Genomic DNA, 12,588 nt, shown 5'->3' on the forward strand with positions numbered 1-12,588 from the left:
GGTCCGCCGGCCCCACCCAGGAGCACCCATGCCCACGAACGACCCCCGTCCCTCCAAGGCGCAGCGCCGCGACGAGGCGCGCGCCAAGGCCCTCGCCATGCGTCAGGAGCAGGAGCGCAAGGCCAAGCGCACCCGGCTCATCGCCATCGGCGGCCTCGTCACCGCCGTCGTCGTGCTCGGCGCGATCGTCTTCGGCATCGTCCGCCAGGGCCAGGCCAACGCCGAGGCCTACGGCGACGTCGTCTACGCCGGCGGCACCGCCAACACCGTCGTGCCCGCGCTCGCCGACGTCGAGCGGCCCGACGTGGCCGACGACGCGGGCGGCGTGCCGGTCAGCTCCGAGGGCGTCGGCACGGCCGTGCCCGACGACGTCGAGGTCCAGGTCTACTTCGACTTCATGTGCCCCTACTGCGGCATGTTCGACCGCGCGAACGGCGCCGAGCTCGAGCGTCTCGCCGAGGCGGGCGGCGTGACCGTCGTCTACAAGAACATCTCGTTCCTCGACGGCGCCTCGCGCGGCACGTTCTACTCGACGCGCACCGCCAACGCGGCCGCCGTGGTCGCCGCGCAGGACCCCGAGCACTACGTCGACTTCGTCAGCGCGCTGTACACCGAGGACAACCAGCCCGAGGAGAACACGAACGGCCTCAAGGACGCCGAGATCGCCGAGATCGCCCTGGGCGTCGGCGTCCCGCAGTCCGTGGTCGACCAGTTCACGGCGACCGTCGACGGCTCCTACGAGGTCGCGACGTCCGACTCCGAGACCGAGTCGCGCGACGGCACGTGGCGCACGTACGCGCCGTTCGTGGCCGCGACCACGCAGCAGGCGCAGACCGACCTCCCGACCCTTGGGACTCCGACCGTCCTCATCGACGGTGTGAAGTGGGAGACGGACCTGTACACGACCGGAGCTCTGACCGAGGCGATTAACCAGGCCGTCGCCGCCAAGGGCTGACCGTCGCCGCGGGCGCCCGTCCCTTCGTCGGGGGCGGGCGCCCGCGCGCGTCGCGGCCGGTACCCTGGCCGCCTCGCCTCCTTAGCTCAGCTGGCCAGAGCACCTGTCTTGTAAACAGGGGGTCGTCGGTTCGAATCCGACAGGGGGCTCCACCACGGGCGTCGCGGCCGGGCGCCCGCCCTCAGGCGCCGAGCGCCTCGCGCAGGAACGCCACGTCGTCGGCCTGACCCTCGGCGGGCGTCTCGACGACCACGTCGCAGCCCGCCTCGCGCACGACGTGCGCGATCAGCTCGGGCGGGATCGTGCCGTCCGCGAACGACGCGTGCCGGTCGCGGCTCGACCCGTGCGGGTCACGCGAGGAGTTGGCGTGCACGAGGTCGATGCGGCCCGTGATCGCGGTGAGCCGCTCGACGATCGTCTCGAGGTCCTCGCCCGCCGCCCACGCGTGGCACGTGTCCAGGCACACGCCGACGTCGTAGCCGCCGATCGCGTCCCACAGCATCGCCCACCGGTCGAGCGTGCGTGCGCACGCGTTCTCGCCGCCCGCGGTGTTCTCGACCAGCACGCGTACGGGGAACGTCGCGCGCTCGAACGTCTTGCGCCAGTTGTCGAACCCGACCGCGACGTCGTCGCCGTCGCCCACGTGCCCGCCGTGCACGACCAGCCCGCGCGCGCCCAGCTCGGCCGCCGCGGCGGTGTGCTGCGCGATCATGTTCCGGCTCGGGATGCGGATGCGGTTGTTGGTCGACGCGACGTTCACGAGGTACGGCGCGTGCGCGTAGATCCCCAGGCCCGAGGCGACGAGCGCGTCCGCGTCGGGGCGGCGCACGGGCTTCTTCCAGCCCTGCGGGTCGGCCAGGAACACCTGCACGGCCCGTGCGCCGACGCGCTGCGCCTCCGCCACCGGGTCGTCCCCGCGCACGTGCGCGCCGATCAGCACCACGACGTCCTCCTCGAGTCCTCGACGATGTGCCGCACCAGGCTCGCACGCCGGGGCGCGCGGCGCCGCCGGCGTCCCGCCGCCGGCGTCCCGCGGCGGGCGTCGCGCTCAGAGGGCGGGGCCCGTCTCCTCGAGCAGCCGCAGCGCCGCGCTCACCCGCGGGTTGCGTGCGGGGTCGGTGTCGATGCCGAGGGTCGTGTAGACCGCGTAGACGTGGTTCTGCACCGACTTCTCGGTGATGCCGAGCTGCGCCGCGATCCCCGCGTTCGACAGGCCCTGCGCCAGCAGCCGCAGCACGGTGTACTGGCGCTGCGTGAGGCGCGCGACGCTCGACCCGGCCCGCGGCGCGACACGCTCGAGCAGCGCCGGGTCCAGGACCGTCTCGCCCGCGGCCGCCGCGCGCACCGCGTGCAGCAGCGTCGCCTCGCTCGTCGTCGACGTCTTCGACAGGTAGCCCCAGCCGTGCGCGACGTCGCGCGGCAGGTCGAGCAGCAGGTCCATCGCGTCGTGCGCCGACAGCAGCAGGACGCCCAGCGACGGCTGCGAGCGGCGCAGCGTCACGCCGAGCGCGATGCCGTTGCCGTCGGGCAGGTCGATGTCGAGCACGACGACGTCCACGACGCCCGGCGTCAGCACGGCGCGCGCCTCGACCGCGGAGCCGAGGGACGTGACGACCTCGAAGCCGCCGGCGTCGGCGAACGACCGCTCGAGCATCGAGCGGAACAGCGGCTGGTCCTCGACGACCGCGACGCGCAGTCGTCGTGGCGGGGTGGCTGAAGTCATCGGGACAAGTATCGTCACGCAGGCGCGTCGACGCAGGCGGACGCGTCGCGGACGAGGGCGTCGGGCGGGGTGAAAAGATGCAGGGCGGACAGCAGGTCGCGGCGACGGCGACCCGGACGCGCGACGAGGTCGAGGACCGTCGCGCGCTGCTGGGCGCCGCAGGCGTGGTGGCGCTCGGGTACGCGTTCGGCGCGGCCCTGCAGAGCTCGTGGATCTACTCCCAGGTGCTCCCCGAGTGGGGCGAGATCGAGCTGTGGCGGCGGTTGTCGGCGAACGGGGTCGCGGTCACGGGGCTCGTGGTCGCGCTCGTGCTGCTGCGGGTGAGCAGCACGCCCGGGATCGTGGGTGTCGCGCTGCGTGGGCTCGGCGCAGCAGTCGTCATGGGCGCGCTGCGCGTCGCGGCGCAGGTCGTGCTGGGCGTCTACCCGGCGTCCGACACCGAGTCGCTCGAGGCCGAGGCGTTCGCCGGCACGCTGATCGCCACGATCTCGGCAGCGATCGGTGTGGCCGCGATGCTGCTGCAGCGGCGCTCGCGCGCCGCGACGCGTGCGGCCGAGCGCGAGGCGGTGAGCGTCGAGATGGCCGTGCGCGCGCTCGAGGACGAGGAGATCCGGGTGCGACGCGCGGTGGCCGAGGGGCTGCACGGCACGTTGCAGCAGCGCCTGGTCCTGGTGGACGCGCGGCTCGACGCGGTGCAGGCCGCGACCGAGGGCACGCTGCCGGCCGCGACGGCCGACGTGCGCTGGGTGCGCTCGCAGCTCGCGGAGGCGCGCGACCTCGACGTCCGGCGCATGAGCCGGCTGCTCTACCCCGACCGGCTCGAGCTCGGGGTGGTGCCGGCCGTGCGGGCGCTGCTCGGGCGCCTGCCCGCGACGATCGCGACCAACCTGCAGGTCGGCGAGGGTCTGCGGCACGTCGACGACCCGACCCGCGGCGGGCTGACGATCCCCGAGCGGCTGCTCGTGGTGCGGGTCGTCGAGGAGGCCGTGACGAACGCGCTCAAGCACGGCCCGCCGTCACGCGTGGACGTGCGGATGGACGTCACGGACGGCGTGCTCGACGTCGTGGTCGTCAACGACGGCGGGTCGTTCGACGCGCCTGAGGAACCCGACCCGACGACGGGCACGGCGCGGCTCGCGCAGCGGCTGCGGATCGCGGGCGGCTCGCTGCACGTCGGGCCGGGCCCGGGGGGCGGCGCGGTGGTCGACGCGCGTCTGCCGCTGGGGGTCCTGGCGGGCGAGGACCGCACGGACTGAGCGGGTCGGGCCAGGCCGCAGGGCCGACCCTCGGACGGGTGCGCGACCGCGCCGACGAGTGACCTGCGCCACTCGTCCAGCCTAGGACGAAAGTCCCCCTGACCTGCGGGTACGCGTCTCAGAGAAGGCGTTTTCCGCCGGGTTCGCGGGTGAAGAACTCGGGCATCTCCGACGACCCCCGGGAGTTTTCACCTAGGCCTCCGCCGGAGGGGTGAGCGCGCCGATCGATAGTGGAGAGGAGCCCATCTGAACACCTGTCCAAGAAGAGGTCCTCCCCGTGTCCACGTCCTCGAAGCGCGCCAACCGTCGCAAGCTCCTCGCCGTCGGTCTCGGCGTGCTCGGCGTCGCCGGCCTGTCGCTCGCGTCCGCGTCGCAGCTCAACGTCAACGGCACGTCCGCGTCGGTCGCGCAGGCCGGCACCGCCGCCGTCACGACCGCGGTCTGCCAGACCAGCACCGTCGCCGTCTCCTACGGCCTCGCCTCCGGCACCCCCGGCTCGCTCGGCACCGGTGCGCAGTTCGGCTTCGCGGCCGAGGCCGACGCGCTCACCCTCACGTCGTTCGACGCGGCCTGCGGCGGCAAGACCGTCAAGGTCGCGCTCGGCTCCGCGTCCGGCACCCAGATCGGCGCCACCTACAGCGGGACCGTGCCCGCGTCCGGCGGCGCCGTGACGCTCACGCTCAACGGCGGCACCCCCGCCTTCGGCTCGGCGCTGACGCCCGCGCAGATCAACAGCATCAGCAAGGTCGCCGTCACGGTGTACGGCGCCTGACCGTGCCCCGCGTCCAGCTCGCAGCACCCGCCGGGACCCGGCGGGTGCTGCGTGCTGCGCGGACGGCGGCCGGCTGGGCCGTGCTCGGCGTCGTCGTGCTGCTGCTGTGGCCCACGAACCTCGGCGGCTGCACGTCGTTCACGCTCGTCTCCGGGCACTCGATGGAGCCCACCTACCGCACGGGCGACATCGTCGTCGCGCGGTGCGGCGTGCCCCAGGTCGGCGACGTCGTCATCTACCGGCCCGCCGCGCTGGACGGCGCGCGCATCATCCACCGCGTCATCGGCGGCGACCCCGACGGGTGGCGGCTGCAGGGCGACAACAACGACGCGGCGGACCCGTTCACCCCGACGCAGCACGAGGTCGTCGGCGTCGAGGTCCTGCACGTGCCGCGCCTCGGGCTCGCCGTCGGCTGGGCCGCGACCCCGGGCGTGTGGGCCAGCGTGCTCGTGCTCGCGCTCGCGCTCGTCGTGTGGCCGTCCGCACCGCGGGTGCGCACGTGACCCGGCGCCGCGCCGTGCGCCGCATCGCCGTGACGCTGAGCGGCGCCGCCGTGCTCGCCGTCACGCTGGTCCTCCTCGCCGCGCAGGTCGCGTCCGCCGCCGGCCTGCCGCTCACCGGCGCCGGTGCGCGCGCGTGGGCCGCCACGGCGCAGCGCTGCCAGGAGGCGCCCGTCACCGTCACCGCCGCGTCCGGCACCGCCGTGCGCGTGACCGGTGTGCAGGCCGCGTGCGTCGGGCGACCCCTCGTCGTCACGCTGTACGACCCCGCGGTGACGTCGTCCGCCGCGCAGTCGCGCCGGTTCGCCGGCCAGGCGACCGCGGCCGCGACGACCACCGTCGCCGGGGGCGCCTTCACCCCGGCCGCCGCTCTCGTGCCCCGCGTGACGGTCGACGGCTGGCTCGTGCCGTCCACCTGGAGCGGTCCGCAGCCGTTCGTGCGGTGCACCGTGCCGGACGACCCCGCCGCGTCGTGCACGGCGACCCTCGTGAACCGCCAGCAGTGGGGCTACCCGACGCCGACCACGTGGCTCGCGAACGTCGTCGTGTCCTCGACCAGCCCCACGCCCGTCACGTGGCAGGTCGACGTCGACCTCTCCGACCCCGAGCTGCCGTTCCTCGCGCGGGCGCTCACCGACGGCACCGGCGGGCTCGTGCGGGTCGCGGCGAGCGCGTGCGGCGACGCGCCGCGCGTCGTGACCGTGCGCGGCACGACCGCGTGGGGGTCGTTCCACCAGGTGCAGGACGGGCGCACGTCGTCGATCCAGCTGCGCGGCGACCTCACCGGCTCCGGCGGCCTGCTCACCTGCCCCTGACGGCGGGCGGGCGCGTCAGTCGACCGGCAGCGGGTCGGGCCGCTTCGCGACGCGCGCGTCGCCCGACGACCGCCGCCGCAGCCGCCGCGTGGCCCACGGGTAGGCGTGCTCGCGCAGCCAGTGCGCGTCGGCGCGCACGCGCTCGAGGCGCGGGACCGGCGGGAGCGGCGCGAGGGGGTCGTCCCAGTCGGGCCGGTCGGGCGGCAGGCCGAGCGCCACGAGCGCGGCCTGCGCGACGCGTGCGTGCCCGTCGGTCGTGAGGTGGATCCGGTCCTCGGCCCACATGCGCCAGTCCAGCAGGCTGCGCATGCCCCACAGGTCCAGCACGAAGGCGCCGTGCCGCCGCGCGATCGACCACACGTGCGCGCTGAACACGCCCGTGCGGCTCCGCGTCGTGCGCACCAGCGGGCTCTCGCGCGCGTCGAAGCCCGTCGACAGCAGGACGTCGGCACCGTCCGCGCGCAGCCGCGCGACCGCGCGCTCGAGGTCCGCCGCGACACGGTCGACGTCCACCGACGGGCGCAGGATGTCGTTGCCGCCCCCGACGAGGCTCACGAGGTCGGGCGCCATCGCCCGGGCGGCCGGCACCTGCTCGGTGAGGATCGGGCGCATGAGGCGACCGCGCACCGCGAGGTTCGCGTACTCCAGCGCCGGCAGGCCCGCGGCCGTGCGGCGCGCCGACAGGTGCGACGCGAGCTGGTCCGCCCAGCCGCGCAGGGGTGCGTCCTCGCCGTCGGGCGCGTCCCACAGGCCCTCGGTGAACGAGTCGCCGACCGCGACGTACCGCGACCACCGCGGCGGGTCGCCCGCGGCGGCGGGGCCGCCGGGCGGGGCGTCGGCGGGTCGCGGAGCGGTCGGGCCCTCGGGGTCGCGCGCGGACGTCATGGCCCCATCATGCGCCGTCGGGTCAGGGCAGGCGCCAGTCCACCGGTGCGGCGCCCTGCTCGCGCAGCAGCGCGTCGACGCGCGAGAACGGCCGCGACCCGAAGAACCCGCGGCTCGCGGACAGCGGGCTCGGGTGCGGGCTCGCGACCACGGGGACGTCGCCCAGCGCCGGGCGCAGCGACTGCGCGTCGCGGCCCCACAGCACCGCGACGAGCGGCCCGCCGCGTTCCACGAGCGCCGCGATGGCGCGGTCGGTGACCTGCTCCCAGCCGCGGCCGCGGTGCGAGGCCGGCGCGCCCGGCCGCACGGTGAGGACCCTGTTGAGCAGCATCACGCCCTGGTCCGCCCACGGCGACAGGTCGCCGCTCGTGGGGGCGGGGACCCCCAGGTCGTCGACGAGCTCGCGGAACACGTTCGCGAGCGAGCGCGGCAGCGGCCGCACGTCGGGCTGCACCGAGAACGACAGCCCCATGGGGTGCCCCGGCGTCGGGTACGGGTCCTGCCCGACCACCAGGACGCGCACGTCCGCGAGCGGGCGCTGGAACGCGCGCAGGATCGCGTCGGACGCCGGCAGGTAGGCGTGGCCCGCGGCGACCTCCTCGCGCAGGAACTGGCCGGCCGCGCGCAGCGCGGGCTCGGCGGGGGCCAGGGCAGCGGCCCAGTCGGGCGCGACGAGCTGGTCGAGAGGCGCGGTCACGAGCCCGCACGCTACCCGTGGCGGCCCCCGCACGGAGGCGGACGACGACGCGCCGACCGCCGCGCGCGGACGAATGACACCGGTGTGGTTCCGCACGTACCATGACGCGGAGCAGCGCGACCCGCACGGCCGGCACGAGGAGGAACCATGGACGCGAGCGCGGCGCCCGCCTCCCCGGGCGACGAGGTCCGCGACGACGCGCGCGGGGCCGACGGCCTCAGCGACCGCGACCGGCAGGTCCTCGAGTTCGAGCGCCAGTGGTGGAAGTACGCCGGCGCGAAGGAGCAGGCCGTGCGCGAGCTGTTCGACATGTCCGCCACGCGCTACTACCAGCTCCTCAACGCGCTCATCGACGACCCGGCGGCCCTCGCGCACGACCCGATGCTCGTCAAGCGGCTGCGGCGCATGCGGTCCTCGCGGCAGCGCGCGCGCACCGCGCGCCGCCTCGGCGCCGAGGGCTGAGCGGCAGGTGCCCCGTCCGTCCGGGTATGTCGCCCCGGCGGCGCGGCCGTGCGGCGGGCCTGGCCGGTGCGGCGGCCCCGAGACGTTAGCCTTGCGGCCGTGAGCAAGGCCGACTACCCGTACCCCGAGGACGAGTTCGACGCGATCTCGCCCGACGCCCCGACGGGTGTGCACCGTGCCCCGCGCTCCACGTGGAGCAAGTGGTGGCCGTTCCTCGTCGTGCTCGTCGTCGTGCCCGCGCTCGCCTGGGGCGTCGTGACCTTCCTGTCGCGCACCGGCAACCTGCCTGGCGACGCGTCGCAGCCCCAGGGCGGCACCAGCGGCGAGGTCCAGGAGCCGCCCGCCGACGACCCCGCGACCGACGGCGCCGAGGACCCCGCGACCGACGGGGCCGAGGAGCAGCCGACGCCCGCGCCCGAGGAGACCGTCGAGGCGCCGCAGCCCGTGCTGACCACGCCGGTGCGCGTGCTCAACGGTGCGCGGGTGGCCGGCCTGGCCGCCGAGGTCGCGGGACAGCTCGAGACCGCGGGCTTCACGGACGTGACGCCCGACAACGCCACCGGCTCGCTGCCCGCGCAGTCCACGGTGTTCATCGCCTCGGAGGACCTGCGGGCGACGGCCGACCTCGTCGCGAGCACCGTGAACGTGCCGACGATCGTCGTCGACGCCCAGCGCGCCGGCACCGGCGTCTCCGTCGTCCTCGTCACCGACCCGCGCGGCTGACAGGCCCCGGCGGGCGCCCGCGCCGCCACGGCACGTCACGGCCCGTCACGTCACCTGAGCGGACCCTGGTCGCGCGTCCACGCCCCGCACTAGGCTCCGGGCACCGGGGCGACGGCGGATCTCCCCGGGCACCGGACGTCGAGGAGCACGGCATGGCCCAGGGCACGGTCAAGTGGTTCAACGCGGAGAAGGGGTTCGGCTTCATCACGCCCGAGGGCGGGGGCCAGGACCTCTTCGTGCACTACAGCGCGATCCAGGTCGACGGCTACCGCACCCTCGAGGAGGGACAGGCGGTCGCCTTCGAGGTCGGGCAGGGCACCAAGGGCCCGCAGGCCGAGCAGGTGCGTCCGGTCTGACGGCGCGGACGGACGGCCCGGTCGCCCCGGCGGCCGGGCCGTCGTCGTGCCCCGGCCCGCCGCGGACGTCCGTCACGACCCGTCGAGCGCGTCGAGCGCGAGCAGCACGCACGCGGCGCTCCACGCCAACGGCGCGACCGCCGCGGGCGCACCGTCCGCGAGCAGCTTCTCCGGGATCGACCCGGACGCCGTGCGGTGCGCGTCGATGACGTCGAGCCAGCGCGTCGCCGTCGCGACGTCGCCCTGCTCGGCGGCGACCCAGGCGTACAGCGAGGTCTGCGGCGTCCACGACACGCCGTCGCGGCGCCACGCGCCGCCCGGTGCCAGCCCGGCCGCGGGCCGCAGCATCGACGGCACCGACGCGCGCCACGCCGCGGCGCCGTCCGCGGGCGGCTGCGCCCAGAACGGCGCGAGGACGAACGCGCTCGCGGCGTCGGGGACCGGGCGCGACGGGTAGCGCCCGTAGCCGCCCGGCCCGAACGCCGCGACGACCGCGTCCCGCGCCCGTGCCGCGCCGGCGCGGGCCCGCGCGGCGTCGTCGGGGCGGTCGGCCGCCGACAGCACCGCCGCCGCCTGCTCGAGGCCGGCCACGAGCGGGGCCGCCGTGCCGAGCGTGACCTCGTGCTCGGCGACCTCCCAGTAGTCCGGCGACGCCGGCGGCAGGCCCCCGGCCACGAGCGTCAGCGCGTGCGCCGCCGACCGCGACACGAGCGGTGCGAGACGCGCCGCGACGGCCGGCCGCTCGGCCGCCGGCACCTCGGCGAGCACCAGGCCCGCCGCCCACATCGACCAGCCCGTGCCGTCGCTCTGCGTGCCGCGGTCGTCGGGCGGCCCGGAGCCGTCGGGCCGGTACCGCGCCTCGAACGACCCGTCCGGCTCCTGCACGTCCGCCAGGAAGTCGAGCAGCGCGAGCGCGTCCGCGACGCGGCCCGTGCGGGCGAGCGCGACCGCGACGAACGACGCGTCCCGCGGCCACACGTACCGCCAGTGCGGCGACCACCCGGCGACCACGACGCCGTCGACCGTCAGGGCGTGCAGGTCGAGCAGCGCCGCGCGTGCCAGGCCCGCGTACCGGCCGTCGTCGCCGGGCACGGTCCCGGCGGCGAGCCAGGCCCGCTGCTCGGCAGCGGCGGCCCGGGCGGCCCGCGGCCCGAGCGGCACCGTCGTCGTCGGCGTGCCGCCGAGCGCCGCGGTGAGCACCGCGACCGCCGGGTCGGGCACGCGCGTGCCCGGCAGGTACGTCGCGACGGCGGCCACGGGGACCTCGGCCCGCGCGCCGTCGGGCAGCACCGCGACCGCCTGCTGGTAGAGGTCGATCCGTGCGTGCGTCGTGCTCGACGCCCCGACGCCCGCGCCGACCCCGCCGACGGCCCCCGCCCCGGTGCCCGTCCCGGTGGACGACGCGGCGGCCGGAGGGCCCGGCGGTGCGGGGGCGGCGCGGTCCGCGGGCGCCGGCGCCACGGCCGCCAGCAGCGCCCCGACCAGCACGACGACCGCGCGGGCGCGGGCGCGCCGGGCGCGGCTCACGACGACGGCGTCGGGCACGACGGCACCCTAGACCTTCGCGGCGGGCGGACGGCAGGACCACGGGCGCTGCTTGCACTCGGAGGGGTCGAGTGCTAACCATTGACTTAGCACTCTCCGGTGGAGAGTGACAGCAGCACACCGGCCGTAGGTGAGGGCCGTCGCGCGTGGGACGTGAGCGCGCACGGCGGCCCGTCCGTCGCGGGCACCGACCGGCCACCCCACGAACCGGAAGAAGGATCACAGCCCCATGGCCAAGATCATCGCCTTCGACGAGGAGGCCCGGCGGAGCATGGAGCGCGGGCTCAACACGCTCGCCGACACCGTCAAGGTCACCCTCGGCCCCAAGGGCCGCAACGTCGTGCTCGACAAGAAGTGGGGCGCGCCGACGATCACGAACGACGGCGTCTCCATCGCCAAGGAGATCGACCTCGAGGACCCGTACGAGAAGATCGGTGCGGAGCTCGTCAAGGAGGTCGCCAAGAAGACCGACGACGTCGCGGGCGACGGCACCACCACCGCCACCGTCCTGGCCCAGGCGCTCGTGCGCGAGGGCCTGCGCAACGTCGCGGCCGGCGCCAACCCGATCGCCCTGAAGAAGGGCATCGAGAAGGCCGTCGAGGCGGTCACCGCCCAGCTGCTCGACCAGGCGAAGGAGGTCGAGACCAAGGAGGAGATCGCCGCCACGGCCGCGATCTCGGCCGGCGACCCGGCGATCGGCGAGCTCATCGCCGAGGCGCTCGACAAGGTCGGCAAGGAGGGCGTCATCACGGTCGAGGAGTCGAACGCCCTCGGCCTGGAGCTCGAGCTCACGGAGGGCATGCGCTTCGACAAGGGCTACCTGTCGGCGTACTTCGTGACCGACCCGGAGCGCCAGGAGGCGGTCCTCGAGGACGCGTACGTCCTGCTCGTCGAGTCCAAGGTCTCGAACGTCAAGGACCTGCTGCCGCTGCTGGAGAAGGTCATCCAGGCCGGCAAGCCGCTGCTCATCGTGGCCGAGGACGTCGAGTCCGAGGCGCTCGCGACGCTCGTCGTGAACCGGATCCGCGGCATCTTCAAGTCCATCGCCGTCAAGGCGCCGGGCTTCGGCGACCGCCGCAAGGCGATGCTGCAGGACATGGCCGTCCTCACCGGTGGCCAGGTCGTCTCCGAGACCGTCGGCCTCAAGCTGGACCAGGTCGGCCTCGAGGTGCTCGGCACGGCGCGCAAGGTCGTCGTGACCAAGGACGAGACCACGATCGTCGAGGGGGGTGGCGACGCCGGCCAGATCCAGGGCCGCGTCAACCAGATCCGCGCCGAGATCGAGAACTCGGACTCCGACTACGACCGCGAGAAGCTCCAGGAGCGCCTCGCCAAGCTCGCGGGCGGCGTCGCCGTCATCAAGGCGGGCGCGGCGACCGAGGTCGAGCTCAAGGAGCGCAAGCACCGCATCGAGGACGCCGTGCGCAACGCGAAGGCGGCCGTCGAGGAGGGCATCGTCGCCGGTGGTGGCGTCGCGCTCATCCAGGCCGGTGCCAAGGCGTTCGAGACCCTCGTGCTCGAGGGCGACGAGGCGACCGGTGCGCAGATCGTGAAGCTCGCGATCGAGGCCCCGCTCAAGCAGATCGCGATCAACGCCGGTCTCGAGGGCGGCGTCGTCGCCGAGAAGGTGCGCAACCTCCCGACGGGTCACGGCCTCAACGCCGCGACCAACACGTACGAGGACCTGCTCGCCGCGGGCGTCAACGACCCGGTCAAGGTCACGCGCTCGGCGCTGCAGAACGCCGCGTCGATCGCCGGTCTGTTCCTCACCACCGAGGCCGTCGTGGCCGACAAGCCGGAGAAGGCCGCCCCGGCCGCGCCCGGCGGTGGCGAGGACTTCGGCGGCGGCTTCTGAGCCACGCAGTCCCCGCATGACACGGAGGGCCGCTCACCCCGCGG

At 75.4% G+C, this 12,588-nt stretch carries 14 protein-coding genes and 1 tRNA gene; 10 read left to right on the plus strand and 5 right to left on the minus strand.

Annotation, left to right across the window (positions count from 1 at the left end):
- Nucleotides 1-28 precede the first annotated feature (28 nt).
- A complete protein-coding gene (locus E4A51_RS14850) occupies nt 29-955 on the plus strand; it encodes a thioredoxin domain-containing protein (RefSeq protein WP_070318879.1) in 927 nt (308 codons plus the stop codon).
- A 75-nt stretch (nt 956-1,030) separates the two neighbouring features.
- Nucleotides 1,031-1,107 (plus strand) — tRNA-Thr (locus E4A51_RS14855).
- A 29-nt stretch (nt 1,108-1,136) separates the two neighbouring features.
- Here E4A51_RS14855 and E4A51_RS14860 read toward each other — a convergent pair.
- Nucleotides 1,137-1,898 carry a deoxyribonuclease IV gene (locus tag E4A51_RS14860; RefSeq protein ID WP_174524290.1) on the minus strand — a complete coding sequence of 254 codons (762 nt, stop codon included), beginning with the start codon at nt 1,896-1,898 and terminating at the stop codon, nt 1,137-1,139.
- Between the two features lie 105 nt (nt 1,899-2,003).
- The gene (locus E4A51_RS14865) at nt 2,004-2,678 is read right to left on the minus strand and encodes a response regulator transcription factor (RefSeq protein ID WP_070318880.1); all 675 of its coding nucleotides are present in this window, start codon (nt 2,676-2,678) and stop codon (nt 2,004-2,006) included.
- A 77-nt stretch (nt 2,679-2,755) separates the two neighbouring features.
- On the opposite strand from E4A51_RS14865, the gene E4A51_RS14870 reads away from it, so the two are divergent.
- The 4 genes from E4A51_RS14870 (at nt 2,756) to E4A51_RS14880 (ending at nt 6,021) form a co-directional block, all read left to right on the plus strand.
- Nucleotides 2,756-3,934: a sensor histidine kinase gene (locus tag E4A51_RS14870; protein WP_070318881.1), complete on the plus strand. Its 1,179-nt coding sequence runs from the start codon at nt 2,756-2,758 to the stop codon at nt 3,932-3,934.
- A 277-nt stretch (nt 3,935-4,211) separates the two neighbouring features.
- Complete coding sequence (locus E4A51_RS18425) at nt 4,212-4,706, plus strand: hypothetical protein (RefSeq protein WP_046530093.1); 495 nt, start codon at nt 4,212-4,214, stop codon at nt 4,704-4,706.
- Between the two features lie 2 nt (nt 4,707-4,708).
- Nucleotides 4,709-5,209: a signal peptidase I gene (locus E4A51_RS18430; RefSeq protein ID WP_167748931.1), complete on the plus strand. Its 501-nt coding sequence runs from the start codon at nt 4,709-4,711 to the stop codon at nt 5,207-5,209.
- Complete coding sequence (locus E4A51_RS14880; protein ID WP_134852228.1) at nt 5,206-6,021, plus strand: hypothetical protein; 816 nt, start codon at nt 5,206-5,208, stop codon at nt 6,019-6,021. The genes E4A51_RS18430 and E4A51_RS14880 overlap by 4 nt, the downstream gene beginning before the upstream one ends.
- 15 nt (nt 6,022-6,036) lie before the next feature.
- Here E4A51_RS14880 and E4A51_RS14885 read toward each other — a convergent pair whose 3' ends face one another.
- Both E4A51_RS14885 and E4A51_RS14890 read right to left on the minus strand, forming a co-directional pair.
- On the minus strand, nt 6,037-6,906 hold the full coding sequence (locus E4A51_RS14885) for an SGNH/GDSL hydrolase family protein (protein WP_070318885.1): 870 nt from the start codon (nt 6,904-6,906) through the stop codon (nt 6,037-6,039).
- A gap of 22 nt (nt 6,907-6,928) precedes the next feature.
- Complete coding sequence (locus E4A51_RS14890) at nt 6,929-7,603, minus strand: uracil-DNA glycosylase (protein WP_046530097.1); 675 nt, start codon at nt 7,601-7,603, stop codon at nt 6,929-6,931.
- Between the two features lie 147 nt (nt 7,604-7,750).
- Between E4A51_RS14890 and E4A51_RS14895 the strand changes: the two genes are divergently transcribed.
- From E4A51_RS14895 to E4A51_RS14905, 3 genes are all read left to right on the plus strand, one after another.
- Nucleotides 7,751-8,065 (plus strand): DUF3263 domain-containing protein, encoded by a 315-nt coding sequence (locus tag E4A51_RS14895; RefSeq protein ID WP_046530098.1) that lies wholly within the window; start codon nt 7,751-7,753, stop codon nt 8,063-8,065.
- A gap of 99 nt (nt 8,066-8,164) precedes the next feature.
- Nucleotides 8,165-8,788: a LytR C-terminal domain-containing protein gene (locus tag E4A51_RS14900; RefSeq protein WP_070318886.1), complete on the plus strand. Its 624-nt coding sequence runs from the start codon at nt 8,165-8,167 to the stop codon at nt 8,786-8,788.
- Nucleotides 8,789-8,940: 152 nt separating this feature from the next.
- Nucleotides 8,941-9,144: a cold-shock protein gene (locus E4A51_RS14905; RefSeq protein ID WP_070318887.1), complete on the plus strand. Its 204-nt coding sequence runs from the start codon at nt 8,941-8,943 to the stop codon at nt 9,142-9,144.
- A 72-nt stretch (nt 9,145-9,216) separates the two neighbouring features.
- On the opposite strand, the gene E4A51_RS14910 is transcribed toward E4A51_RS14905, so the two are convergent.
- Nucleotides 9,217-10,689, minus strand: a complete 1,473-nt coding sequence (locus E4A51_RS14910) for a glycoside hydrolase family 15 (protein ID WP_134852229.1) — start codon at nt 10,687-10,689, stop codon at nt 9,217-9,219.
- Nucleotides 10,690-10,918: 229 nt separating this feature from the next.
- Between E4A51_RS14910 and groL the strand changes: the two genes are divergently transcribed.
- The gene (gene groL, locus E4A51_RS14915; protein ID WP_046530101.1) at nt 10,919-12,544 is read left to right on the plus strand and encodes a chaperonin GroEL; all 1,626 of its coding nucleotides are present in this window, start codon (nt 10,919-10,921) and stop codon (nt 12,542-12,544) included.
- Nucleotides 12,545-12,588: the final 44 nt, after the last annotated feature.

Origin of the sequence: Cellulomonas sp. HD19AZ1, assembly GCF_004535805.1 — a bacterium.
GTDB classification, from domain to species: Bacteria; Actinomycetota; Actinomycetes; order Actinomycetales; family Cellulomonadaceae; genus Cellulomonas; species Cellulomonas iranensis.

What these genes read in the sequence shown, in the direction of transcription:
- E4A51_RS14850 (WP_070318879.1), top strand. Translation starts at nt 29, where the DNA reads ATGCCCACGAACGACCCCCGTCCCTCCAAGGCGCAGCGCCGCGACGAG.
- E4A51_RS14865 (WP_070318880.1), bottom strand. Translation starts at nt 2,678, where the DNA reads ATGACTTCAGCCACCCCGCCACGACGACTGCGCGTCGCGGTCGTCGAG.
- E4A51_RS14870 (WP_070318881.1), top strand. Translation starts at nt 2,756, where the DNA reads ATGCAGGGCGGACAGCAGGTCGCGGCGACGGCGACCCGGACGCGCGAC.
- E4A51_RS14885 (WP_070318885.1), bottom strand. Translation starts at nt 6,906, where the DNA reads ATGACGTCCGCGCGCGACCCCGAGGGCCCGACCGCTCCGCGACCCGCC.
- E4A51_RS14895 (WP_046530098.1), top strand. Translation starts at nt 7,751, where the DNA reads ATGGACGCGAGCGCGGCGCCCGCCTCCCCGGGCGACGAGGTCCGCGAC.
- E4A51_RS14905 (WP_070318887.1), top strand. Translation starts at nt 8,941, where the DNA reads ATGGCCCAGGGCACGGTCAAGTGGTTCAACGCGGAGAAGGGGTTCGGC.
- groL (WP_046530101.1), top strand. Translation starts at nt 10,919, where the DNA reads ATGGCCAAGATCATCGCCTTCGACGAGGAGGCCCGGCGGAGCATGGAG.